Source organism: Geodermatophilus sp. DSM 45219 (assembly GCF_900104025.1).
Lineage (GTDB): Bacteria > Actinomycetota > Actinomycetes > Mycobacteriales > Geodermatophilaceae > Geodermatophilus.
Genome location: NZ_FNIQ01000005.1, coordinates 145408 through 169604, shown reverse-complemented (window position 1 = coordinate 169604; position 24197 = coordinate 145408). Strand labels below are relative to the sequence as shown.

General features: G+C 76.9%; 20 protein-coding genes. 12 read left to right on the top strand and 8 right to left on the bottom strand.

Going from position 1 to position 24197, the window contains the following annotated elements; translation table 11 throughout:
- Positions 1 to 60: 60 nt before the first annotated feature.
- Both BLR12_RS16485 and BLR12_RS16480 read left to right on the top strand, forming a co-directional pair.
- Positions 61 to 3243 carry an ATP-dependent helicase gene (locus BLR12_RS16485; RefSeq protein ID WP_255363559.1) on the top strand — a complete coding sequence of 1061 codons (3183 nt, stop codon included), beginning with the start codon at positions 61 to 63 and terminating at the stop codon, positions 3241 to 3243.
- Positions 3240 to 6599, top strand: a complete 3360-nt coding sequence (locus BLR12_RS16480) for an ATP-dependent helicase (RefSeq protein WP_091380467.1) — start codon at positions 3240 to 3242, stop codon at positions 6597 to 6599. Before BLR12_RS16485 ends, BLR12_RS16480 begins: the two co-directional genes overlap by 4 nt.
- A 9-nt stretch (positions 6600 to 6608) precedes the next feature.
- Here BLR12_RS16480 and BLR12_RS16475 read toward each other — a convergent pair whose 3' ends face one another.
- Both BLR12_RS16475 and BLR12_RS16470 read right to left on the bottom strand, forming a co-directional pair.
- A complete protein-coding gene (locus BLR12_RS16475; RefSeq protein ID WP_091380464.1) occupies positions 6609 to 7034 on the bottom strand; it encodes a hypothetical protein in 426 nt (141 codons plus the stop codon).
- A 2-nt stretch (positions 7035 to 7036) separates the two neighbouring features.
- Entirely contained in the window at positions 7037 to 7873 is an 837-nt protein-coding gene (locus BLR12_RS16470; protein ID WP_218120707.1) for an alpha/beta fold hydrolase, read from the bottom strand.
- Positions 7874 to 7949: 76 nt separating this feature from the next.
- Here BLR12_RS16470 and BLR12_RS16465 point away from each other — a divergent pair, with 76 nt between their 5' ends.
- From BLR12_RS16465 to nudC, 6 genes are all read left to right on the top strand, one after another.
- Entirely contained in the window at positions 7950 to 9368 is a 1419-nt protein-coding gene (locus tag BLR12_RS16465; protein WP_091380461.1) for a dipeptidase, read from the top strand.
- Positions 9365 to 10999, top strand: a complete 1635-nt coding sequence (locus BLR12_RS25565; RefSeq protein WP_218120706.1) for a serine/threonine-protein kinase — start codon at positions 9365 to 9367, stop codon at positions 10997 to 10999. Before BLR12_RS16465 ends, BLR12_RS25565 begins: the two co-directional genes overlap by 4 nt.
- A 9-nt stretch (positions 11000 to 11008) precedes the next feature.
- The gene (locus BLR12_RS16455; RefSeq protein WP_091380458.1) at positions 11009 to 11869 is read left to right on the top strand and encodes a DUF2510 domain-containing protein; all 861 of its coding nucleotides are present in this window, start codon (positions 11009 to 11011) and stop codon (positions 11867 to 11869) included.
- A 289-nt stretch (positions 11870 to 12158) separates the two neighbouring features.
- A complete protein-coding gene (locus tag BLR12_RS16450) occupies positions 12159 to 13469 on the top strand; it encodes a M16 family metallopeptidase (RefSeq protein WP_091380455.1) in 1311 nt (436 codons plus the stop codon).
- Positions 13466 to 14821, top strand: a complete 1356-nt coding sequence (locus BLR12_RS16445) for a M16 family metallopeptidase (RefSeq protein ID WP_091380452.1) — start codon at positions 13466 to 13468, stop codon at positions 14819 to 14821. The genes BLR12_RS16450 and BLR12_RS16445 overlap by 4 nt, the downstream gene beginning before the upstream one ends.
- Entirely contained in the window at positions 14818 to 15786 is a 969-nt protein-coding gene (gene nudC / locus BLR12_RS16440; protein WP_091380451.1) for an NAD(+) diphosphatase, read from the top strand. Before BLR12_RS16445 ends, nudC begins: the two co-directional genes overlap by 4 nt.
- 25 nt (positions 15787 to 15811) lie before the next feature.
- Here nudC and BLR12_RS16435 read toward each other — a convergent pair whose 3' ends face one another.
- From BLR12_RS16435 to BLR12_RS16425, 3 genes are all read right to left on the bottom strand, one after another.
- Positions 15812 to 16363, bottom strand: coding sequence for a nucleoside/nucleotide kinase family protein (locus tag BLR12_RS16435; protein WP_255363558.1), 552 nt, complete (start codon positions 16361 to 16363; stop codon positions 15812 to 15814).
- Between the two features lie 95 nt (positions 16364 to 16458).
- Complete coding sequence (locus BLR12_RS16430; protein ID WP_091381212.1) at positions 16459 to 17046, bottom strand: ANTAR domain-containing protein; 588 nt, start codon at positions 17044 to 17046, stop codon at positions 16459 to 16461.
- Positions 17047 to 17221: 175 nt separating this feature from the next.
- Entirely contained in the window at positions 17222 to 17485 is a 264-nt protein-coding gene (locus tag BLR12_RS16425; RefSeq protein WP_091380449.1) for a mycoredoxin, read from the bottom strand.
- A 148-nt stretch (positions 17486 to 17633) separates the two neighbouring features.
- On the opposite strand from BLR12_RS16425, the gene BLR12_RS16420 reads away from it, so the two are divergent.
- The 4 genes from BLR12_RS16420 (at position 17634) to BLR12_RS24635 (ending at position 20890) form a co-directional block, all read left to right on the top strand.
- Positions 17634 to 19658 (top strand): ATP-dependent helicase, encoded by a 2025-nt coding sequence (locus BLR12_RS16420; RefSeq protein WP_091380447.1) that lies wholly within the window; start codon positions 17634 to 17636, stop codon positions 19656 to 19658.
- A 182-nt stretch (positions 19659 to 19840) separates the two neighbouring features.
- Positions 19841 to 20185 carry a hypothetical protein gene (locus BLR12_RS16415; protein ID WP_143018795.1) on the top strand — a complete coding sequence of 115 codons (345 nt, stop codon included), beginning with the start codon at positions 19841 to 19843 and terminating at the stop codon, positions 20183 to 20185.
- A 222-nt stretch (positions 20186 to 20407) separates the two neighbouring features.
- Complete coding sequence (locus BLR12_RS16410) at positions 20408 to 20662, top strand: WhiB family transcriptional regulator (RefSeq protein ID WP_091381211.1); 255 nt, start codon at positions 20408 to 20410, stop codon at positions 20660 to 20662.
- A gap of 63 nt (positions 20663 to 20725) precedes the next feature.
- The gene (locus BLR12_RS24635) at positions 20726 to 20890 is read left to right on the top strand and encodes a hypothetical protein (protein WP_176832554.1); all 165 of its coding nucleotides are present in this window, start codon (positions 20726 to 20728) and stop codon (positions 20888 to 20890) included.
- Positions 20891 to 21174: 284 nt separating this feature from the next.
- Here BLR12_RS24635 and BLR12_RS16405 read toward each other — a convergent pair whose 3' ends face one another.
- The 3 genes from BLR12_RS16405 to BLR12_RS24630 all read right to left on the bottom strand — a co-directional run bounded on the left by BLR12_RS16405 (position 21175) and on the right by BLR12_RS24630 (position 24057).
- Positions 21175 to 22497 (bottom strand): ABC1 kinase family protein, encoded by a 1323-nt coding sequence (locus BLR12_RS16405; protein ID WP_091380441.1) that lies wholly within the window; start codon positions 22495 to 22497, stop codon positions 21175 to 21177.
- 68 nt (positions 22498 to 22565) lie between these two features.
- The gene (locus BLR12_RS16400) at positions 22566 to 23681 is read right to left on the bottom strand and encodes a ThiF family adenylyltransferase (RefSeq protein ID WP_091380439.1); all 1116 of its coding nucleotides are present in this window, start codon (positions 23679 to 23681) and stop codon (positions 22566 to 22568) included.
- A 223-nt stretch (positions 23682 to 23904) separates the two neighbouring features.
- Entirely contained in the window at positions 23905 to 24057 is a 153-nt protein-coding gene (locus BLR12_RS24630; RefSeq protein WP_012950213.1) for a DUF5679 domain-containing protein, read from the bottom strand.
- Positions 24058 to 24197: the final 140 nt, after the last annotated feature.

The following is a 24197-nucleotide window of genomic DNA, read 5'->3' as shown; positions in this document are numbered from 1 at the left end:
CCCCGAGGACCACGGCCCCGCGGCACGGGAAGCGTCGGCGGTCCGTGCTGCAATCGACGGGTGGCACAGCGGGGGGACGCAGGGGCGCCGGTCTACCGGCTCGTGCAGAGCGGGCCGGTGCCGTCCGCGCGCCCGCGGCTGGACCGCACCCAGCAGGCCGTCGTCGACCACCCCGGCGGCCCGCTGCTGGTGCTCGCCGGACCGGGCACCGGCAAGACGACGACGATCGTCGAGGCCGTCGCCGCCCGCATCGACCGCGGGGTCGACCCCGAGCAGATCCTCGTCCTGACCTTCAGCCGCAAGGCCGCCGCCGAGCTGCGCACCCGCATCACCGGCCGGGTCGCCCGCACCATCCGCGAGCCGCTGGCCCGCACCTTCCACTCCTACGCCTACGGGGTGCTGCGCCGTGCCGCCCTGCTGCGCGGCGAGCCCCCGCCCCGGCTGCTCACCGCCGCGGAGCAGGACGCCGTCGTGGCCTCGCTGCTGCGCGGGGACGTCGAGGGCGAGGGCGCCGTCCACTGGCCCGAGGAGCTCGGCCCGGCGCTGGCCACCAACGCCTTCCGCGGCGAACTGCGCGACCTGCTGCTGCGGGCCACCGAACGCGGCGTCGGGTCCGAGCAGCTGGCGGCCTGGGGCCGGGCGACCGGCCGCGACCACTGGGTGCTCGCCGCGGCGTTCCAGGAGCAGTACGAGGCGGTCACCGCCTTCGCCACCGCCTCCCGCGGTGACTCCTCCGGCTACGACCCCGCCGAGCTGGTCCGCCAGGCCATCCTCGAGCTCGAGGACGACCCCCAGCTGCTCCGCCAGGAACGGGAGCGGGCCCGCTGGCTGTTCGTCGACGAGTACCAGGACACCGACCCCGCGCAGGTCGAGCTGCTCGCGCTGCTCGCCGGCCGTGGCGGCGACCTGGTCGCCGTCGGCGACCCCGACCAGGCCGTCTACGCCTTCCGCGGTGCCGAGCCGCGCGGGATCGTCGAGTTCCCCGACCGGTTCCGGCACGTCGACGGGCGGCCCGCCGGCCGGCTGTCCCTGGGCGTCTGCCGCCGCTCCGGTGCCGAGCTGCTGCGGGTCAGCCGCAGGGTCGCCGAGGGGCTGCCCGGCCCGGCCCAGCACCGGCGGCTGCAGCCGGTCGAGGGCAGCGACGACGGCACCGCCGAGGTGCACGTCTTCGGGTCGGCCGCGGTCGAGGCGGCCTACCTCGCCGACGTGCTGCGCCGCGCCCACCTGCTCGACGGCGTGCCGTGGTCGCAGATGGCCGTCGTCGTCCGGACGACGCTCGCGCTGGGTCCGCTGCGGCGCGCGCTGACCTCCGCCGGCGTCCCCGTCGCCGTCTCCGCCGACGACCTCCCGCTGGCCGCCCAGCCCGCCGTGGCGCCGTTCCTGTCCGCGCTCGACGCGCTGCTGCCCGGCGCCGACGGCACCCCGGCCGGCCTCGACGAGCCGGCGGCCGAGGCGCTGCTGGCCTCGCCGCTGGGCGGGGCCAGCGTGCTCGACCTGCGGCGGCTGCGCCGCGCGGTCCGCATCGCCCTGGCCCGGCAGGGGATCGACACCGCCGAGCGCGGCGCCCCCCTGGCGACCGCGGTCACCGACGAGCTGCTGCTGGAGACGCTGCCCGAGCACGTGGCCCGACCCGCGCTCCGGGTCGCCGGCGTCCTCGCCGCAGGCCGGGCGGCGCTCGCGCACGACGGCAGCGCCGAGGACGTGCTGTGGGCGATGTGGCAGCGCAGCGGCCTGGCCGGCCGGTGGGCGCGGGCCAGTGCCGCCGGCGGCGCGGCCGGCGCCGTCGCCGACCGCGACCTCGACGCCGTCGTCGCGCTGTTCGACGCCGCGGCCGGCTTCGTCGACCGGCTGCCCTCGGCCGACGTGCGGGCGTTCGTCGACCACCTCTCCGCCCAGGAGCTGCCCGGCGACACCGGCGCGGCGCGGGCCGCGACCGACGAGACGGTGCGGCTGCTCACCGCGCACGCCGCCAAGGGCCTGGAGTGGGACGTCGTGTGCGTGGCCGGCGTGCAGGAGGGCGTGTGGCCCGACCTGCGGGAGCGCGCCACGCTGCTCGGCACCGAGGAGCTCGTGGAGCTGGCCGCCGGCATCGACGGCGCTGCGGTCGACCGGCGCACCCTGGCCCTGGCCGAGGAGCGGCGGCTGTTCTACGTCGCCTGCACCCGAGCCCGGCGCCGGCTGGTGGTCACCGCCGTCCAGGGGGCGCTCGACGGCGCCGAGGCCGGCGCGACCGCCTCACGCTTCCTCGACCTGGTGGTGCCGCCGCCGGACGACGGCCGCCCGCTCACCGAGCTGCCCCGCTCGCTGACCCTCCCCGCCCTGGTCGCCGACCTGCGTCGCACCGTCACCGACCCGCACACCCCGCCGGCCCGCCGCTCCGCCGCAGCCGCGGTGCTGCGGCGGCTCGCCGAGGAGGGCGTGCCCGGGGCGGCGCCGCGGTCCTGGTGGGGCCTGGCCCCGCTGTCGGACGACGCCCCGCTCGTCGACCCGGACGCCCCGGTGCGGGTGCGCCCGTCGGCCATCGAGACCTTCCAGCGCTGCCCGCTGAAGTGGGTGCTCGGCGCGGTCGGCGCCGAGGCCTCGCCCGACGCCACCCGGACCATCGGCTCGGCGGTGCACGCGGTCGCCCAGCGGGTCGCCGACGGGCTGCCCTCCGCTGAGGCGCCCGACGCGCTGGCCGCCGAGCTCGACCAGCTCGACCTGGGCCCGGGCTGGGCCGACCAGCGCCAGCGGGCCACCGCCCAGCAGATGCTCGAGCGGTTCCTGCGCTGGCACACCGCCAACGGCCGCACGCTGGTCGCGGCCGAGGAGGACTTCGACGTGACGGTCGGCCGGGCCCGGCTGCGCGGGCAGGTCGACCGGCTGGAGCGCGACGCCGAGGGCCGGCTGGTCGTCGTCGACCTCAAGACCGGCCGGACCGCGGCCAAGGACGTCGAGACGCACGGGCAGCTGGCCGCCTACCAGGTCGCGGTCGCCGCCGGCGGGTTCGGCGACCACGGCACCGTCCCCGGCGGTGCGGCGCTGCTGCAGGTGGGCACCGGAGCCCGGGCCAAGGAGCAGCACCAAGAGCCGCTGCCGGCCGACGTCCCGCTGGAGCAGACCCCGGCCGGCGAGTTGATCGCCGCGGTCGGTGAGGGGATGGGGGCCGGCGCCTTCGAGGTGCGCACCGGCGCCCACTGCCAGCGCTGCCCCGCCCGGCGCAGCTGCCCGCTGCACGAGCGCGGCCGACAGGTGACCGGGTGAGGCCCGATTCCGGTTCCCCCCGCGAGCCTGCGAGCGGGGAGGAGGACGGGGTCCTTCACCAGCTCTCCTTCGACGACCTGCTCGGCGGTGAGAGCGCGCCCCGGCCCGAGCCACGGCGACTGCTCACCCCGGCCGAGGTGGCCGCGCGCTGCGGGCTGTCCTACGCGCCCTCGCCCGAGCAGGCACGGGTCGTCGAGGCCCCGGCCGACCGGCCGCTCGTGGTGGTCGCCGGCGCGGGCTCGGGCAAGACCGAGACGATGGCCGCGCGGGTCTCCTGGCTGGTCGCCAACCGGGTCGTCGAGCCCGAGGCCGTCCTCGGCCTGACCTTCACCCGCAAGGCCGCCAGCGAGCTCAACGAGCGCATCCACCTCCGGCTGGGGGCCCTGGCCCGCCACCCGGACACCGAGCGGGAGCTGAAGGACCGGCTGGAGATCGCCCGGCCGACGGTGGCCACCTACCACGGCTACGCCGCCTCGCTCGTCGCCGAGCACGGGCTGCGGATCGGCGTGGAACCCGGCGCCGGCGTCCTCGGCCCGGCCATGTGCTGGGGGCAGGCCACCCAGGTGGTCGCCGCGTACACCGGCGACATGGACGACGTCCCGCTGTCGCTGCTCACCACGGTCGAGGACGTGCTGGCGCTGGCCGCCGACATGGGCGAGCACGACATCACCCCGACCGCGCTGCGGGCCTGGACGGCGAGCCTCGAGGCGCAGGTGCACGGCTACCCCGACGCCCCGAAGAAGCGCGGGCCGTACAAGGACGTGCTCGACGTGCTCGCCCGGCAGCGGGCGCGGGTGGCGCTGCTGCCGCTGGTCGAGGCGTTCGAGGCGCGCAAGCGGGCCATGGGCTCCATCGACTACGCCGACCAGGTGGCGCACGCCGCCCGGATCGCGGTGGCAGCAGCAGAGGTCGGCCGCCGCGAGCGCGCCCGCTGGACGGTGGTGCTCCTCGACGAGTACCAGGACACCAGCGTCGGCCAGCTGCGCATGCTCGAGGCGCTGTTCGGGCGGGCGACCGGGCACCCGGTGCTCGCCGTCGGCGACCCGCGCCAGTCCATCTACGGCTGGCGCGGTGCCTCGGCGGGCACCATCGAGCGCTTCCCGCGGACCTTCCCCGGCACCGGAGACCGCCGGGCCGAGAGGCTCACCCTGGCCACCAGCTGGCGCAACGACGAGGCCGTGCTCGCCGTGGCCAACGCCGTGTCGGCCGTGCTGCCCGAGCCCGAGGTGCCGCTGCCCGACCTGGCTCCCGCGCCGACCGCCGGGCGGGGCTCGGTCACCGTCGGCCTGTACCGGACCGTCGCCGAGGAGACCGCCGCGCTGGCCGACCGGCTGGCCGCCTGCTGGCACGGCACGGACGCCGTCCTCACCCGCCGTCCCGACGGCCGCCCGCCGACGGTCGCCGTCCTCGCCCGCACCCGCAAGCAGCTGCCCGGCATCGCCGCCGCGCTGCGCGAGCGGGACGTGCCGGTGGAGGTGGTCGGGCTGGGCGGGCTGCTCGAGGTGCCCGAGGTGTCCGACGTCGTCGCCGCGCTCACCGTGCTGGTCGACCCGACCGCCGGTGACGCCCTCGGCCGGCTGCTCACCGGCGCCCGCTGGCGGATCGGCCCGCGCGACCTCGCCGCGCTGGAGTCCCGCGCCCGGACGCTGGTGCACGCCCGCCGCCCCGAGCGCGCGGCCGGCGGCCGCGAGGAGCCGCCGACCGAGCGGGGCAGCATCGTCGAGGCCCTCGACGACCTCGGGGACGCCGACGCCTGGTCGGCCGAGGGGTACCGCCGGCTGCGGCGGCTCGGCGCGGAGCTGTCCGGGCTGCGGGCGCGGCTGGGGGAGTCGCTGCCCGACCTGGTCGACGAGGTGGCCCGCACCCTGGGCCTGGAGACCGAGCTGGCCAGCGCACCCGACGTCAGCCCGGCCGGTGCCCGCGCCCACCTCGACGCCCTGCACGGCGTGGCCGCCCAGTTCACCGAGCTGGCCGAGCTGCCCTCGCTGCCGGCCTTCCTGGGCTACCTCCGCGACGCCGAGGAGCGCGAGCGCGGGCTGGAGCCCGGCGAGGTCGCGGTCAACCCGGAGGCGGTGCAACTGCTCACCGGGCACTCGGCCAAGGGGCTGGAGTGGGACGTCGTCGCGGTCCCCGGCATGACCGAGGACCAGTTCCCGGCCAAGCCCGGGGTCGCCGACTCCTGGATCCGTGACCCGGGCGCGGTGCCGGCCGAGCTGCGCACCGTCGACCGCGCGGAGCTGCCGCAGTGGCGCCGCCCGGTGCCCGGCTCCGGTGACCAGAAGGTGCTCTCGCAGTCGCTGGAGGAGTACGTCGAGGAGTGGAAGCGCTTCGGCACCGGCGAGGAGGTCCGGCTCGGCTACGTCGCGGTGACCCGCGCCCGCCACCTGCTGGTCTGCTCGGGCAGCTGGTGGCGCGACGGGGTGCGGCCGAACGGGCCATCGTCCCTGCTGCACACCGTCCGCGAGGCCTGCGAGGGCGGCGCCGGCACGGTCGTGCACTGGGCGCCGGCGCCCGAGGACGGCGCGACCAACCCCGCCCTGGAGGAGTGGCCGGTCGGCGTCTGGCCCGCCGACCCGCTCGCCCCCGGACGGCGGCGCGCGCTCACCGCGGCCGCCGAGCTGGTCGCCGGGTCCGCGGCGCACCCGCTGGAGACCGACGCCCGCCTCGGCCACCCCGATCCGCTGGTCGACCAGTGGGTGCGCGACGCCGACCTGCTGCTGCGCGAGCGGGCGAGGTCGGCCAGCCCGACCGTCGAGGTCCCGCTGCCCTCGCACCTGTCGGTGTCGGCGCTGGTGACGCTGCGCCGCGACCCCGCCGAGCTGGCCCGCCGGCTGCGCCGCCCGATGCCGGCCGCGCCCGCTCCGCTGGCCCGGCGCGGCACCGCCTTCCACGCCTGGCTGGAGGAGCGCTTCGGCGCCTCCCGGCTGGTCGACCTCGACGAGCTGCCCGGCTCGGGCGACGAGTTCGCCGCACCCGACAGCGCGCTGGCCGAGCTGCAGGAGGCGTTCCTCGCCGGTGAGTGGGCCGACCGCCAGCCGCTGGAGGTCGAGGTGCCGTTCGAGACGCCCCTGGGGCCGCTGACCCTGCGCGGGCGGATCGACGCGGTGTTCGGCGACGGGGACGGTGGCTACGAGGTCATCGACTGGAAGACCGGCCCACCGCCGTCCGGTGCCGAGCTGGCCGCCGCCGGGGTGCAGCTGGCCGCCTACCGCCTGGGTTGGGCGCGGCTGACCGGCGTCCCGGTCGAGCGGGTCAGCGCCGGCTTCCACCACGTCGCCGCCGGGGTCACCGTCCGCCCGGTCGACCTGCTCGACGAGGCCGGCCTGCTCGCCCTGGTCACCGGAACGGCCCGCTGAGCCCGCCCGTCAACCCTCGAGCGCCCGGACCGCTTCGCGGTAGGAGGCCGCGTCGAACGCGAACGGGCCGAACCCGGAGTAGTCGCGCGACGGCCGGTGCGGCTGCCGGAAGCGGTCCCACGTCACGGCGTGCTCGCCGACGTGCACCCTGGCCTCGAGCGGCCAGCACGCCGTGCCGCCGCACTCGCAGCCGAGCAGGTCGACGCGTCGCGAGCGACGCCACCAGGAGGTGGTGGTGAGGTCGCGGGCGTGCTCGGCGGCGCGCGCCGCATCGACGGCGATCCCGTCGTAGCCGCCTGCCGGGTCGTCGCAGCCGTGCTCGACCTCGAAGTCGGTGACCGACGCGGTCAGCGGCACGCCGTCCACCACGGGGACGACCCGCCGAGCTCCTGGCAGCTCCTCGTCCGGGTGGACGTGGAAGACGATCGTGTCCACGGTCAGCTGGAGGCGATGCGGTCCAGGATCGCGATGGCCAGCTGCTCCGGTGCCTGCTCGGGGATCCAGTGCGAGATCCCGGCCAGCTCGACGAACCGGTAGTCGCCGGTCACCTGATCCGCGCAGCCCTCGGCGGCCCGCCGGCCGATCGCGACGTCGTCGTCGCTCCACACGTACGTCGTCGGCACCGCGACCGGGTCGACCGGGGTGCCCGAGCTCATCGCCCGGTACCAGTTGAGCGCCGCGGTCAGCGCGCCCGGCGCCGACAGCACGGCGACGTACTCGTCGACGGCCTCGGCGGGGACCGCGTCGCCGAACATCCGCCGCAGCCGCCGGGCGTCGTCGGCGAGCAGTACCTCCTCGGCCTTGCCCTGCTGCCAGAACAGCCGGATGTAGGCCGACCGCTCCTTCTGCTCGGGGTCGGAGCGGAAGGCCATGGTGAACGCCGTCGGGTGCGGCACCGAGACCGCGGTCAGCGAGCGCACCCGGTCCTCGTGCCACGCGGCCAGCGCCCAGGCCACGTTGGCGCCCCAGTCGTGGCCGACGACGTCGGCGCGCGGCACGTCCATCGCGGTCATCAGGTCCGCGGTGACCTGCGCCAGGTTGGCCAGCGCGTAGGCCTCCACCTCGGCCGGCCGGGCGCCGGGGGAGTAGCCGAGCTGGTCTACGGCGTAGGTGCGCAGCCCCGCCTCGGCCAGCTGCGGGGTCACCGCCGCCCACGACGCGGACGTCTCCGGGAAGCCGTGCAGCAGCACCACCGGCCGGCCCTCGTCCGGACCGTCGACCCGGACGTCGAAGGCGAGGTCGCCGACGTCCACCTGCATCAGCTCTCCGGACATGCGCCCGACGCTAGTGGCCCGGGTCTCCGCACGCGTCCCGGTCGCGGCCCCCCGGGCCGGGCTACCGTCGGGAGTCGTGAGCAGCCCGGAACGCGACTTCGTCACCGCGCACCTCGACGACCTGCACGGCGACCTCGACGCGTGGTTGCGGATCCCGTCGATCTCCGCCGACCCGGCGCACGCGCGCGACGTCGCCGCCAGCGCCGAGTGGCTGGCCACCGCGCTGCGCCGCACCGGGTTCCCCGTCGTGGAGGTGTGGGAGACCGCCGGTGCGCCCGCCGTCTACGCCGAGTGGCCCTCGGCGGACGACGGTGCGCCGGTCGCCCTCGTCTACGGCCACCACGACGTCCAGCCGGTCGACCCGCTGGAGCTGTGGGAGCACCCGCCGTTCGAGCCCACCCGGGTCGAGGGCCCCGACGGCCCGGAGCTGCACGCCCGCGGCGCGATCGACGACAAGGGCAACGTCGCCATGCACCTGCTCGGCATGCGCGCGCACCTGGCCGCCACCGGCCGCGACACCCCCGCGGTGACCGTCAAGGTGTTGGTCGAGGGCGAGGAGGAGTCCGGCTCGCCGCACTTCCCCGCGCTGCTGCGGGAGCGCGCCGACCGGCTGCGCTGCGACGTCGTCGTGGTCAGCGACACCGGGATGGCCGCCCCCGACGTCCCCAGCGCCGTGGTCGCGATGCGCGGGCTCGCCGACGCCGAGATCACCCTGCGCGGACCCGCCGTCGACCTGCACTCCGGGTCCTTCGGCGGCGGCGTCCCGAACCCGCTGCACGCGATGGCGACCCTGCTGGCGAGCCTGCACGACGCCCAGGGGCGGGTCACCCTGCCCGGCTTCTACGAGAAGGTGCGGCCGCTGACCGACCGGGAGCGCGAGCTCATGGCCCGCGTGCCGTTCGACGAGCAGGCCTGGCTGACCGGGCCGGCGGCCTCCCGCCTCGCCACCGGCGAGCAGGGCTACACCACCCTGGAGCGGATCGGGGCGCGACCCACCGCCGAGGTGAACGGCCTGTGGGGCGGCTACACCGGCCCGGGCCACAAGACGATCATCCCGGCCGAGGCGCACGCCAAGATCACCTTCCGGCTGGTCGCCGACCAGCGCCCGGCCGACCTCGCCGAGCAGGTCCGCGGCTGGGTGGCGGCGAACCTCCCGCAGGGCATCCAGGCCGACGTGCACGTCCCGGCCGGCGGCGTCTCGCCGTGCGCGAGCGACCTGGACTCCCCGGCGATGACCGCGCTGCTCACCGCGATCGGTCAGGCATTCGACCGCGACCCCGCCGACGTGCTGTTCACCCGCGAGGGCGGCAGCGGCCCGGAGGCGGACCTGGTGGAGGTCCTCGGCGCGCCGCTGCTGTTCCTCGGCGCCGGCCTGCCCACCGACCGCATCCACTCGCCGAACGAGCGGGTGCTGCTGTCGATGCTGCACCGCGGCGCGGAGGCGGCGGCCCACCTGTGGCGCGAGCTGGCGACCGTCCCGCTGCGTCCCCGGTGAGCGCCGACCAGCCCGGTGCCGCGCACTTCGGCCCCTACCGGGTCCTCGGGGTCCTCGGCCGCGGCGGCATGGGGTCGGTGCTGCGGGCGCACGACGCCGAGCACGAGCGGGACGTCGCCCTCAAGGTGCTGCACCCGCAGTGGGCGCAGGACGAGGTCTACCGCGACCGCTTCCGCCGCGAGGCCCGCATCGCCGCCCGCCTGACCGAGCCGCACGTCATCCCGATCCACCGCTACGGGGAGGTCGACGGCCAGCTGTTCCTCGACATGCGCCTGGTGCACGGCGAGGACCTCGACTCGCTGCTGCGCCGCACCGGCCCGATGGACCCCGCCCGCGCCGTCGACCTGGTCGGCCAGGTCGCCCGGGCGCTCGACGCCGCGCACGCCGGCGGCCTGGTGCACCGGGACGTCAAGCCCTCCAACGTGCTGCTCGTCGCCCGCCCCGACGGCCGCGACCTGGCCACCTCGGCGGCGGGGGAGGACTTCGCCTACCTGGCCGACTTCGGCATCGCCCGCGGTGCCGACGACGGCCCGGGTCCCGCGCTGACCGCCGTCGGCACCGCGGTCGGCAGCACCGAGTACATGGCCCCCGAGCGCTTCGGCCCCACCCCGCCGGACGGCCGCGCCGACGTCTACTCGCTGGCCTGCCTGCTCTTCGAGCTGCTCACCGGCCGCCGGCCGTTCGTCGCCGCCGACCCGGCGGGCCTGATGGCCGCCCACCTGCACGAGCCGCCGCCCGCGCCGTCGTCCCTGCGCCCCGGCCTGCCGCCGGCCCTGGACGAGGCCGTCCTGCACGGCCTGGCCAAGGACCCCGGACGGCGCTGGCAGCGCGCCGGCGACCTGGCCGCCGCGGCCCGGTCGGCGCTGGCCGGCAGCGGGGTGCCGGTGCCGCCCGGAGACGCCGTCACCGCCGTCGGGCCGGTCGCGGGGGACGCCGGCCGCTCGGTGACCCGGCAGGAGCCGGTGCCCGTCCCCGCCCCGTCCCCGCCCACCCTCGTCGGCCCGGCGGCGGCCGGCTCGACGGCGGCCGGGGCGCCCGCTCCGGCGCCCCGCCGGCGCGGGTGGCTGCCCTGGCTGGTCGCCGCGGCCGCGGCCCTGGTGGCGGTGGTGCTCGCCGTCGCCCTGGTGGTCACGAGCCGGGGTGCCGAGGACGAGGCCGTCGACACCTCGGGGGTGGCCGAACGGCTGCTCGTCGTGGGCCTGCCCGACGAGGTCGACCCGGCCGACTGCACGGCCACCGTGGCCACCGGCGCCGAGCTGCGCCGGCTGGAGTGCCCGGCGGGCGACCGGGACGACGGCGGCGCCCCGGCCGCCACCTACTCCCTGTACGCCGGGGACGGTGCCGCCACCACCCTCGCTCGCTTCGTCGAGACCGAGGGCCTGTCGCGCAACGACTCGGAGTACGAGTGCGGGTACGGCGAGGACCCGGAGGGCTGGGTGCAGCTCACCGGCTCCGACGACGACCCGGTCGGCCGGCTGGCCTGCTCGATCGACGCCCAGGGCGACGCGCAGCTGCGCTGGACCTGGGACGACCTGGGCACCCTCGCCGTCGCGGAGGTGCGCGGCGGCGGGGAGGACGCGCTGCCCGAGCTCGTCTCGTGGTGGGACCGGTCCGCCGACCGGCGGTCCTAGGGTGACGCCGTGAACGGGCAGTCGAGCGCGCCGGCAGGCTGGTACCCCGACCCCGACGGCACCCCGGACACGGTGCGCTGGTGGGACGGCCGCGGCTGGTCCGACGTCACCACCCCGGCCGGACCCGGCGTGGCCGTGCGGGCCCCGGCGGCCCAGCGCACCGCGACGGTGCAGGCGCCGGTCCGGGCCGCCGATCCGGAGCCGCCGCGGCGGACCGCGTGGGTGGTCGGGCTGTCGGTCCTCGGCGTGGTCCTGGTCGTCCTGGTCGGCCTCCTCGTCGGCCGGCCCAGCGGGGGCGGCGACGACCGGCCGGTCGCCGTCCCGCCCGCCCCGAGCGGGTCGCCCTTCCCGCCGGGCACCGTGCGGATCGTCGACCCGGCCGCCGGCATCGCCTACCCCTACCTCGGCGAGGGCTGGCTGGAGTACGACCTGCAGCAGGTCGTCGAGACCACCTCGGTGGCCGGGCAGTACCTGGTCACCCAGCCGGAGACGCCGGGCGACGGGCCGTTCATCGCCCAGTGCACCTCCGGGCCGCTGTCGCCGCTGTTCGGGTACCCCGGTGCGGCCGGCCTGCAGCCCACCCTGGCCCAGGTCGCCGACAGCGTGCGGATCAACTACTACCCCGCACCGCACGAGCAGGAGGTGCTGCGCGACGAGCCCCGCACCGTGGACGGCGCTCCGGCGCACCTGCTCGAGTTCGACCTCGCCTGGGACGTCCCGGGCTACGACGCGACGGGGGAGCGGGCCGCCCTGCTGCTCGTCGACGTCGGGCGCCCGGCCCCCGCGCTGCTGTACCTGTCGGTCCCCAACACCCACGCCGAGCTCTACGGCGTCATCGACCGCGTGGTCGAGGCCGTCGAGGTGCTCTGACACCGTCGGCCCACCGGCCGACACCGCCGCCACGTGCCGTCCCCGGTCGCCGTGGAGCTCCGGACCCCCGTCCCTGCTCGGAGGAGCCTCCGGCCCCCCGCTCCCGGGGACACCCCACCGCGGCCGTCCTGCGGTGACTCTCGCGCGGTCGTGCTCGCCTGCGCGCTGGTGCAACGGCGCGGGAGCGGGTGCAACGGCGCGGGAGTGGGAGAGCGGCCCGCGGGTGACGCCGATGGCAGGCCCCGGCCGCCCGGGGCAGGGCCGACGAGGCGCGGTTAGGGTCGGGCACGTGACTGCAGCCGGTGCCGACCTGACTCTCCGGCACCCGGTGGAGCGCTTCCGACTCGAGAACGGGCTGCGCGTCGTCCTGGCGCCGGACCGCAGCGTCCCCGTCGTCGCGGTGACCGTCTCCTACGACGTCGGGATGCGCAACGAGCCCCAGGGCCGCACCGGGTTCGCCCACCTCTTCGAGCACCTGATGTTCCAGGGCTCGGCCAACGTCCCGAAGATGGAGCACGCCCGCCTGGTCCAGGCCGCGGGCGGTACCTTCAACGGCTCGACCCACCAGGACTACACGAACTACTACGAGGCGCTGCCCGCCGAGGCCCTCGAGCGCGCGCTGTTCCTCGAGGCCGACCGCATGGCGGCGCCGGCCATCACCGAGGAGAACCTCCGCAACCAGATCGACGTGGTCAAGGAGGAGATCCGGGTCAACGTGCTCAACCGCCCGTACGGGGCCTTCCCCTGGCTGCAGCTGCCGCAGATCGCCTTCGAGAGCTTCGCCAACACCCACGACGGCTACGGGTCCTTCGTCGACCTGGAGTCCTCGACCGTCGAGGACGCCGCGGACTTCTTCCACCGCTACTACGCGCCGGGCAACGCCGTCCTGTGCCTCGGCGGGGACCTCGACGTCACCGGGACCGAGGAGCTGGTGCGCCGCTGGTTCGGCCCCATCGCCGCCCGCGACGTCCCGCCGACGCCGCCCACCGGTGAGCCCTCGCCCACCGGCGTGCGGTCCGGCGTGGTCGAGGACCGGCTGGCCCCGGCGCCGGCGGTCGCCCTCGGCTGGCGCGTCCCCGACCCGGTCGGTGACCTGGACACCTACCTCGGCACGGTGCTGCTGGCCGAGCTGCTCAGCGAGGGCGACGCCTCCCGCCTGGAGCGCCGGCTGGTGCACGACGACCAGCTCGCCGTCGCCCAGAGCAGCTACGTCGGCCTGTTCGGCGACCCCTTCGACGTCCGGGACGCCACGCTGCTCACCACCCAGGTGCACCACCCGGGGAGCGTCCCCGTCGAGAAGGTGGTCGCCGCGGTCCACGAGGAGGTCGGCCGGATCGCCCAGGACGGCGTCGGCGCCGACGAGCTCGCCCGCGTCCAGGCCCGCACCGAGGCCCAGCTGCTGCGCCAGGCCGACTCCGTGCTCGGCCGCACGCTGGCCTTCGCCACCGCCGAGCTGGTCCACGGCCGCGCCGAGCTGGCCGGCGAGCTCGCCGCCCGGCTCGCCGCGGTCACCCCCGAGCAGGTGCAGACCGCCGCCCGGGGCCTGGACCCCGGCATGGTCGCCGTCCTCGAGCTGCGCGCCACGGGAGGCCAGCGATGAGTGCCCCGGTCCTCGTCCCGCCGCTGGGGGAGCCCCGGCCCCAGCCCGAGCTGGCGGTCACCGAGCAGACGCTGCCCAACGGGCTCCGCCTGGTCGTCGTCCCCCGGCCCGGTGTCCCGCTGGTCGAGCTGCGGCTGCGGGTGCCGTTCGCCGCGGCGACCGCCCGCACCGCCGCCCAGCACACCGCGCGCGCCGCGGTGCTCTCCGGCGCCGTCCTGCTGGGCACGGGCCGGCGCGACGCGACCGGCATCGCCGAGGCGCTGCAGGCCCACGGCGGGGAGCTGTCGGTGTCCACCGACCCCGACCGACTGCTGTTCTCCACCACGTTGCTCACCGAGGGGCTCGCCCCGGTGCTCGGCGTGCTGGCCGAGCTGCTCACCGACGCCACCTACCCGGCCGACCTGGTGGCCGCCGAGCGTGCCCGGGTCGCCGAGCGGATCTCCATCGCCCGCTCCCAGCCCGGGATCATCGCCCGCACCGCACTGGCCGCCCGCCGCTACGGCGCGCACCCCTACGCCGAGCAGCTGCCGGCCGCCGAGCTGGTGGACGCCGTGCGCAGCCAGGCGCTGCGCAAGCTGCACGGTGACAGGGTGCTGCCGGCCGGCAGCACCCTGGTGCTCGTCGGCGACCTCGACCCGGCCGCCGCGGTCGACACCGTCGCCGCCGCACTGGCCGGGTGGACCGGCGAGGGGACGGCGGTCGCCGCCCCGCCGGTGCCGCAACCGGTCCCGGGGCCGCTGCAGGTGGTCGACCGGCCGGGCGCCGTGCAGTCCAACGTGCGGCTGGGCGGGCCGGCCCCCGGCCGCACCGACCCCGACCTGCCCGCCGTCCGGCTGGCGAACATGGTCTACGGCGGCTACTTCTCCTCCCGGCTGGTGGAGAACATCCGCGAGCGGCGCGGCTACAGCTACAGCCCGCGCAGCGCGGTCGACCACCTCGCCGCCGCCTCCTCGTTCCTCGTCGAGGCCGACGTCGCGACCGAGGTCACCGGCCCGGCGTTCCTCGAGACCTGGTACGAGCTGGGCCGCATGGCGCTCGCGCCGGTCAGCGCCGACGAGCTCGACGCCGCGCGCCGCTACGTGCTCGGCAGCATGGCGCTGTCCACCGCCACCCACGCGGGGCTGGCCAGCACGCTGTCGGCGCTCGCCGGGTCCGGCCTGCCGCCGCAGTGGCTGGCCGAGCACCAGCAGGCGCTGGCCCGGGTCACCGCCGAGGAGGTCCTGGAGGCGGCCCGCCGTGTCCTGCAGCCGGCCGGGCTGACCGCCGTCGTCGTCGGCGACGCCGGCCAGGTGGCCGACCCACTGCGCACGTTCGGTCCCGTGGACGTCGTCCCCGCCGCGGACCGGGCATGAGCGTCCCGGCCGGCGGCAGCACCCCCGCGGACAACCCGCCGCCGTCCGGCGACGGCGTCAGGTGGCCGGAGAGCAGCCCCTCGCCGGACGGCGCGGTGCCGGTGCTGTCCCGGTCCGCGCACGACCGCAGCCACCTGGCCCGCCTGCTGCCCGACCCGACCGGTGGCCGCCCCGTGCGGGTGCTGACCGTCGACGAGCGGCGCACCGTCCCGGTCGAGGAGGCCGAGGGCGGGCCGCGGCTGGTGTGGGAGGAGCGGGACGGGCTGCCGGAGGGCGCGGTCTACCTCGGGGAGGCCGACGGGGTGCCCTATGCCGCCGTCCGCGGCGACCGGCGGCTGGCCATCGGCGGCCGCCCGGTCGACACCTGGGCCGGGCTGCGCGACGTCGGCGCGGACCTCGGCGACCTCGACGCGGGGCTGCTGGCCGAGGCCGTCGCCATGGTCGAGTGGCACGAGCGCAACCGCTTCAGCCCGCTGTCCGGCGCGCGGACGACGATCGAGCGGGCCGGCTGGGTGCAGCGCGACCCGGAGACCGGCGCGGAGCTGTTCCCCCGCACCGACCCGGCGGTGATCATGCTCGTCCACGACGGCGGCGACCGCTGCGTGCTGGGCCGCCAGGCGGTGTGGCCCCCGGGACGCTTCTCGATCCTCGCCGGCTTCGTCGAACCGGGGGAGTCCGCCGAGGCCGCGGTCGCCCGGGAGGTGGCCGAGGAGGTGGGCGTGCGGGTCACCGACATCCGGTACGTGGGCAGCCAGCCGTGGCCGTTCCCGCAGTCGCTGATGCTCGGCTACACCGCCCGCGTGGAGGGCGACCCGACGCTGCGGCTGGACCCCACCGAGATCGAGGAGGCCCGCTGGTTCACCCGCGAGGAGCTGCGCTCCGGCGCCGGCCCGCGGGCGCTGCCGCCGGCGGTCTCGATCGCCCGGCACATCATCGACCGGTGGTTGGAGGACCAGCTCAGCTGAACCGACCGGCCTGGGGGACTTCCGGTCACCCGAATCGACCCTGGAGCACCAGCGCCGGGTGGTCCGGGGAGTCGGCCAGCACCACGGCGTCGGCCAGCGACACCGGGTCGACCTCGTCGTCGTAGCGGTCGAAGGCCGGCAGTTCCCACGCCCGGTCGTCCGGGGTGCGCCGTCGCCGGGCCGCGGGGGAGACCCGCACGTGGACGACGACGTCGAAGGCCAGCCCCAGTCCCTGCAGCAGCGCGCCCGGCACGAGCAGCACCCCCCGGGGCGGCATCGGCTGTGGCACCGCGCGGGCGGCCCGGTCTCGGGCGACGTCCCACAGCACCGGCAGGTACTCCCCGGAGCCACCCGGCCCGAGCGGGTCGAGCACCTCCCGGGACAGCGCGCCGGCGTCCAGCCAGTCGGTGTAGCGGGCGTCGGGGTCGGTGCGACCGTGCTCCAGCCGCAGGGACGCCGGGCGCCAGAACCCACCGGCCGGGACGACGGCGGCGGCGCGGCCCAGCGGCGGCAGCCGCTCGGCGACCGCGGCCGCGAGCTGGTCGGGGCGGGCGACGTCGGGACCGTCCACCGCCACGCGCAGGGCCGTGGCCCCGTCGTCGGGTCCGGTGCCGGCGAGCAGGTCCGCCAGCCGGTCGGCCAGCGCGCCGGGTGACAGCGGCTCCGGTCGGGTCAGGACCGGCCCTCGGCGGGTCCGCGCCCGGCCCGGGTGCGCGTGCGGGGAGCGCGGCCGGCCGACGTGCGCGGCGGCGGGGCCGACGCGGGGGCGACGTCGGGCTCCGTCGCAGCGGCCTGGGCGGCCAGGCCGTCGAGCACCTCGCGGGCCAGCTCGGGCACCGGCCGTCCCTGGGAGCGGGCCTCGCGACGCAGCTGGTCGAAGGCCGCCTGGGGCGTGGTGCCGTGGCGCTCGGCGAGCACGCCGATGGCCCGCTCGGTGGAGACGCGGGCGGCCAGGGCGTGCTCGAGCTGGGTGACGGTGCGCTCCAGCGCGGCCAGCCGGGCGTCCCGCGGGTCGACGTCCGGGTCGGCCCCGCCGGCCGGCCCGCGCGCCGCGCGGCGGGCTCCGCGGTCGGGCTCGGTGAGCGCGCCCAGCTCCTCGCTGACCAGGTCGGCGAGGGTCATGCCCTCCACGAGGTCGTCGACGTCCTCGGCCCGCCCGGGAGCGAACACCGACCAGCCCCGGCCGGTGCGGGCGACCACCACGGTGGGCTGGTCCGCCGCCCTCTCCGTCGCCGCCGCGTGCTCCAGGCCCTGACTCACGCCGCGCCGCCGGTGGCCGCTGTCGGACACTCCGCTGGGGTGGTGCGCTCACTCACTGGGCGACCTCCGCGAGGGCTGGGCCCGGCGGGCAGCCGGGGACGGGGAGGGCTACGGTAACGACCCGTCCGGCACGACTATGCCCCCTCGCGCTGGGCAGCGGGGGCATCACCCGCCGTCAGGCCCCGGCCGACTGCGCGAGCTGTGCCTTCACCTGGTCGATGCTCGGGTTGGTCAGCGCGCTGCCGTCGCGGAAGAGCAGCGTCGGCACCGTCCGGTTGCCCCCGTTGGCCTGCATCACCAGCTCGGCAGCGGCCGGGTCTTGCTCGATGTCGACCTCGGCGTAGTCGATCCCCTCCCGCTGCATCAGCTTCTTCAGCCGTAGGCAGTACCCGCACCAGACGGTGGTGTACATGGTCACGGCGGCGGGTGCGGCGGTCATCGAGGCGTTCCTCCCGGTCGGGTCCGTCCGGGCACGGGTCCCGGACCGTTCCCGGGCGACAACGCCGCGCCCCCGGGGATGCTTCCCCCGGCTGTCGGTGGCGGCTGGGAGGATGGTGCCGGGCCATCGACGGGAGACGGGGAGGCCGATGTCGCAGATCGCCGGTGCGCCCGGTGACGTCCGGGTGCAGGGCGCCGAGGCGGTGCTCGCGCAGCTGGACGACGAGCAGCGCGCGGCCGCCTCGGCGGTGTCCGGGCCGGTCTGCATCCTCGCCGGTGCGGGCACCGGGAAGACGCGCACGATCACCCACCGGATCGCCTACGGCGTGCACACCGGGGCGTTCGTGCCCGAGCAGGTCCTCGCCGTCACGTTCACCGCCCGTGCGGCGGGGGAGCTGCGCTCCCGCCTGGCCGGCCTCGGCGTCGGCGGTGTCCAGGCCCGCACCTTCCACGCCGCCGCCATGCGCCAGCTGCGCTACTTCGCTCCCCGGGTGCTGGGCGGCCCGATGCCGCAGCTGGTCGAGAACAAGCTGCGGCTGGTGGCCGCCGCGGCGTCCCGGGCCCGGCTGTCCACCGACCGCACCAGCCTGCGCGACCTCGCCAGCGAGATCGAGTGGGCCAAGACCACGCTGGCCACCCCCGACGACTACCCGGCCCGGTCGCAGGCCGCCGGCCGCGAGCCGCCGTTCGAGCCCGCGGCGGTCGCGCGGGTGTACGCCGGCTACGAGTCGGCCAAGCAGCGGGACGGCGCGCTGGACTTCGAGGACCTGCTGCTGGTCACCGCCTTCGCCCTCGAGGAGCACCCGGACGTCGCCCGCCAGGTGCGCGGGCAGTACCGGCACTTCGTGGTCGACGAGTACCAGGACGTCAACCCGCTCCAGCAGCGGCTGCTGGACGCCTGGCTCGGGGGCCGCGCCGACGTCTGCGTCGTCGGCGACCCGAACCAGACGATCTACTCCTTCACCGGCGCCGACCCCGACTACCTGCTCGGCTTCGCCGACCGCTACCCCGACGCCGAGGTGGTCAAGCTGGAGCGCGACTACCGCTCCACGCCGCAGGTCGTCGGGCTGGCCAACAAGCTGATCGGGCAGGCCCCACCGCGCAAGGGCCTGCCGGGGCTCCGGCTGCTGGGTCAGCGCGCCGAGGGTCCCCCACCACGCTTCTTCGAGCACCCCGACGAGCCGACCGAGGCCGCCGCGGTCGCCAACGCCTGCCGCGCGCTCGTCGAGGCCGGCACACCGGCGGCGGAGATCGCCGTCCTGTTCCGGATCAACGCCCAGTCCGAGGTCTACGAGAACGCGCTCAGCGCCGTGGGCGTGCCGTACGTGCTGCGCGGCGGCGAGCGGTTCTTCGAACGGCCGGAGGTGCGCGAGGCCGTGCTGCTGCTGCGCGGCGCCGCGGCCGGGGGCAGCGATCCGGGCGCGCTGGTGCCCACCGTGCGCGACGTGCTCGCCTCCACCGGCTGGGTCGAGCACCGTCCGCCGCCCGGGGGAGCCGCCCGCGACCGCTGGCAGTCCCTGGCCGCGCTCGTCGACCTCGCCGTCGACCTGGTCGCCGAGGACCCGACGATGGACCTCGCCGGCTTCGTGGCGCACCTGGCCGCCCGCGCCGACGCCCAGCACGCGCCGACCGTCCAGGGGGTCACGCTGGCCTCGATGCACGCGGCCAAGGGCCTGGAGTGGGACGCCGTCTTCGTCGTCGGCCTGGTCGACGGAGTGCTGCCGATCTCCCAGTCGCTGAGCCGGCCCGACGCGGTCGAGGAGGAGCGGCGGCTGCTCTACGTCGCCGTCACCCGGGCCCGCGAGCAGCTGACGCTGTCCTGGTCGCTGGCCCGCAACCCCGGCGGACGCCGGTCCCGGCCGCGGAGCCGCTTCCTCGACGGGCTGGTCCCCGGGTCCACACCGACTGCCGCACCGCCGCAGCGGAAGCAGAAGCGCGCCAAGGTCGTCCTCGAGGGCGAGGCGGGGGAGCTGTTCGAGCGGCTGCGTGCCTGGCGCAGCGAGGCGGCCGCGTCCGCCTCGGTACCCGCCTACGTGGTCTTCACCGACGCGACGCTGCAGGCCATCGCCGAGACGCGTCCGGCGTCGCTGCGCGAGCTCTCTGCTCTGCCCGGCATCGGTGCCCGCAAGCTCGAGCTCTACGGCGAGGACGTCCTCGCCACCCTCGGCTCCTGATCCCTTGCGCTCGGTGACGGCGGCCGGGTGGGTGCAGCCGCCCGTCCCCCGGCCCGCTAATTGCGTTGACCGTCTCCGCGGCGGTCTCCTACTGTCCTGATCGCGCCTGGGGGACCCCGGGCGCACCAGACCCAGAGACCGGCCGCACGGCCGCGATCGGACCCCCGGAGGAGGTGGGCGACGTGATCAGCACGATGTGGACCTCCGCCCCCGCCGGGATCCGTGGCCCGGTGGGCGTCGCCGTGCGCGCGGCCGACTGCGCCGTCGAGTCGCCCCTGACCGCGCGCCTGCGCGCCGTCCCGGCGACCGTCGCCGTCCGGGTCGCCGGCACCCGTGTCCCCGCTCCGGCCGTCTTCGGCAGCGGTGTCTTCGGCACCCGGGTCCTCGGCACCGACGTCGGCGTGACGCCGCCGATCGACGCCCTCGGCGCCACCGATGACCACGCGCAGCAGGTCGGCACGCGCACCACCACCGAGCACAACGGCACCACCCTCGGGATCCACTCCCCGAGGAGACCCGCGAGCTAGCGCTCGACAGGACCTCCTCGAGGCCGCGGAACCCGAACCGGGTTCCGCGGCCTCTGTCATCTCCGCCGCGGCACCCGCACCGACTCCCGGTCGGCGGGTCTCCCCGCCGGTCGTAGACGACGAGTACGAGGAGGAGCGGCAGTGCAGTCGACGGCCGACCGTCTGACGTCCCACCGCCGGCCGGGGCTCCCCCGGATCGGCGGCCCCCTTCCCCGACGGCCGGTGCCCGCGCCGGCACCGGTACGGCGCCCGTTGCCGTGCCGGGCCGACCCCGACCTGTGGTTCGCCGAGACCCCGGCCGGGCTGGAGGAGGCCAAGCTCCGCTGCGCGGAGTGCCCGGTCCGCGACGCCTGTCTGGCCGGTGCGCTGGACCGCGGCGAGCCGTGGGGTGTCTGGGGCGGGGAGATCTTCGAGCGGGGTGCGGTCATCCCGCGCAAGCGCCCGCGGGGACGTCCCCGCAAGGTGGCGGTCGCGTGAGCGACCGGCACGCAGTCCCGGCCCGCCGACGGCGGACCGTCCACGACGACGTGAGGACCTGACGTGTACAGCTACGAGTACGACCTGGCGGTCGACCGGTTGCGCGGCCTGCGCGCCGAGGCCGACGCCGCCGCGCGCGCCCGCCGGCTGCGTGCCGCCCGCCGCTGGGCCCGACGGGCCGAGTACGCGACGCGGCGCGCGGCGCGGGCCAGCGCCGCCGTCCGCTGAAGCGAGGACCCCGCTGTCCCCCACCATGGAAGGACCCCGTCCTCCTCACGCCTCGCAAGCTCGGCGCGAGCCTCGGGACGGGGCCGGCGGTGGGCCCCTGCAGCGGGGCCGCCCGTCCGCCTCACCCCTCGCTCCGCTCGGGGCGAGGGGTGAGGACGGGACCATCCCGACCGAGGCCGGGTCCGGACGCTCCGGCGCAGGGTCCCGCCGGCCCTGTCCCGGGACCCGCCCTGAGCCTGCGAGGGGTGGGGAGACGGGGCCCTTCTACGAGCGTCGGGGGCCGCTCAGCCGGTGAAGCCGGGCAGCCACTCCTCGATCACGGCGCGGTAGTCGTCGGAGGCGTCGAGCTGGCAGAGCACCCCGATCGACCCGATGGTCACCCGGTGGATGAGCAGGTAGGCCGGCGGCAGGTTGAGCATCCGGCCCAGCCGGTTGGCCTCCGTGCGCGGGTCGGCGATGCGGGTGGCCTGCTCCTGCATCCACGCCCGCGTGAAGTGGAACGGCCGCTGCTGGATCGGCTCGAGCAGCGGCAGCAGGTAGTCCAGCACCCCCTGCGCGTCGACCTGCACGCCCGGGCGGACGAACCCCTCGGTGCGCAGGTCGGCCAGCACGTCGTCGGCCCGGCCCTCCAGGGCCCAGCGCAGCAACCGGCCGATCGGCTCGGGGTGCCCGTCGGGCAACCGCGCGGTGGCGCCGAAGTCGATCACCCCGAAGCGGCCGTCGGGGGTCAGCCGGAAGTTGCCCGGGTGCGGGTCGGCGTGCAGCAGGCCGGCCCGCTGCGGAGCGGAGAAGTGCAGGACGGCGAGCAGGTGGCCTGCCTTGTCGCGCTCCTCGCGCGTGCCCGAGGCGATCACCTTCGACAGCGGCTTGCCCTCGAGCCACTCCGACACGATCACCTTCGGCGCGCTGGCCACCACCCGCGGGACGACGATCTCCGGGTCGTCGGCGTAGGCGGCTGCGAAGGCCCGCTGGGAGTCGGCCTCCATGCCGTAGTCCAGCTCCTCGACCACCCGGGCCTTGAGCTCGGTGATCAGCGGCTTGACGTCCATGCCGGGGAAGAGCGCCGCGAACAGCCGGGCGAAGCGGGCCAGCTGGTTGAGGTCGGCCATCAGCGCGGTGGCCGCCCCCGGGTACTGGATCTTCACCGCCACGTCCCGGCCGTCGCGCCAGGTCGCCCGGTGGACCTGGCCGATGCTGGCCGCGGCCGCCGGGTCGTCGTCGAAGTGCCGGAACCGCTCGCGCCACCGGCCGCCGAGCTGCTGGGCGAGCACCGCGTGGACGGTGCGCACCGGCATCGGCGGCGCCTCCTCCTGCAGCTTGACCAGCGCCTCGCGGTAGGGGGCGGCCACCTCCTCGGGCACCGCCGCCTCGAACACCGACAGCGTCTGGCCCAGCTTCATCGCCCCGCCCTTGAGCTGTCCCAGGACGGCGAACAGCTGCTCGGCGGTGCGCTGCTGGAGCTCGGCGTTCACCGCGTCGGCGTCGCGCCCGGACAGCCGCTTGCCGATGCCGAGGGTGGCCCGCCCGGCCGCGCCCAGTGGCAGGGAGGCGAGCCGGGCGGTCCGTGAGACCGAGCCTCGTGGGATCCCCCGGTCAGGCTCCGTCACGCATCCTCCTCGGCGGTCGGTCGTCCGCGGTCGCGGCGGCACCGGCCCCGATCGGGCCCGGAGGCGCACTACGGGACCATTGTCCCCCGATCGGCGGGGATGCCGCTGGAGGACGGGTCGGACCCACCCGTCGGTGCGGGGACGCAACCGCAGTCGGGGTGCGCCGGCCAGCGGCGGGTGCGGGGCAGCAGGTCCGGCGGGCGGAGCTCCACCGTCGTCCCCAGCGTGAGCGGAGCGCCGGTCCCGTCGAGCAGCGCCAGTACCTGGACGGCCGCCGTCACCGCGGTGGCCAGGCAGGTCACCGTGGCCCCGGAGGGGAGCGCATCGCCGGTGGACAGCTGGAGCGCGAGGTGCGGCCACCGGGGGTCGGCGTCGCGGCGGTGCAGGTCGGCGCACCGCAGGCAGCCGGTCGCGCCGGGCACCACCAGCGGTCCGACCACTCCGGTCTCCCCGCGCACGGTGGCCACCAGGTGCCGCACGCCGCGCCGGTGGAGGTCGGCCGCCACCGGGTCGGAGGCCGCCTGCGGCCGGGTGAGGACCACGAGGTCGGTCGAGCTGCCGGGCGCGAGCGGGCGCAGGTCGGTCAACGGGCTGGCCCGGCGGACGGCGTCACCGGCGGCCAGGACGCGAGGGCGCCCCTCGTCCTCGGCGCCGAGCCCACCGACGACGGCGTCCCCCGCGGTGGTCAGGCCGTCGTCCCGGACGCTCACCCGGCCCACGCCGCTCGCGGCCAGCAGTGCGGCGAGCGGGACACCCACCCGCGTGGCCCCGTCGACGAGGACCGCGGACGCCCGGCGGGCGCGCCAGCGAGCGCCCGACCCCCGTCCCGTGGCGGTGGGGAGCTCGGACCGCGTCCGGGCGGCGGCGGCCGGCCCGGCGTCGGAGGCCAGCAGGTCGGCGGGGTCCAGGTCGACCAGCAGGCCGGTGGACCGCAGGCCGTCGAGCACGGCGGTGAGGACCGTGGGGTCGTGACCGGCCCGGCCGGCCTCGGCGAGGAACGCCCGCTGGGTGCGCCGTCCGTCCAGCCCGCGCAGCAGGGTGGCGAGCTCATCCCCGCCGGGGGACACCAGCAGCCCGTCGTCGGATCCGGTGCCGCCGACCTGGACGTCCGCGGTACCGGCCACCCCGGTGCGGTGCAGCAGCGGGACGGTCGGGGGCAGCAGCGGGTGCACGGTGTCGGCCACGCCGGGAGGGTGCCAGCGTCCCGGCCCGGTCCGCTGCGTCCGTCCACAGGCTCCGGGACGCCGAACGGCGGCGCCCGCCGTGCGGGCACCGCCGCCGTGGTGACGTGCTGGAACGGCCATCCTCCAGCGGCCCGCCGGCCCCGTCCCGGGCCCCGCCCTGAGCCTGCGCAGGGTGGGCAGGACGGGGTCCTTCCACGAGGCGTGGGGGAAGGGTGGTCCTCTCTCAGGCCTTGCCGAGGATCCGGTTCATCTTCGTGCCGCAGACCGGGCAGGTGCCCTGCGCCATGCGACGGCCGGACTCGCTGACCTTGACCTCACCGTCGAAGTCGCGCTTCTCCTTGCACTTCACGCAGTAGCCGTTGTAGCTCTCCGCCACGGTGCCTCCTCGTCTCGGTCCGCTCGGCGTCCCCCTCGGGCCGCCGTCCTCGGGAACGCTACCCGGGCTGCGAGGCCCTTCCCGGCTCGACGGCGACACCGCGGCACCGCCCTGCCCACAGCCTGTGGACAGACCTGTGG

Excerpts from the sequence above, each read along its gene's own strand:
- BLR12_RS16470 (WP_218120707.1), bottom strand. The coding sequence starts at position 7,873 with ATGTCCGGAGAGCTGATGCAGGTGGACGTCGGCGACCTCGCCTTCGAC.
- BLR12_RS16445 (WP_091380452.1), top strand. The coding sequence starts at position 13,466 with ATGAGTGCCCCGGTCCTCGTCCCGCCGCTGGGGGAGCCCCGGCCCCAG.
- nudC (WP_091380451.1), top strand. The coding sequence starts at position 14,818 with ATGAGCGTCCCGGCCGGCGGCAGCACCCCCGCGGACAACCCGCCGCCG.
- BLR12_RS16425 (WP_091380449.1), bottom strand. The coding sequence starts at position 17,485 with ATGACCGCCGCACCCGCCGCCGTGACCATGTACACCACCGTCTGGTGC.
- BLR12_RS16420 (WP_091380447.1), top strand. The coding sequence starts at position 17,634 with ATGTCGCAGATCGCCGGTGCGCCCGGTGACGTCCGGGTGCAGGGCGCC.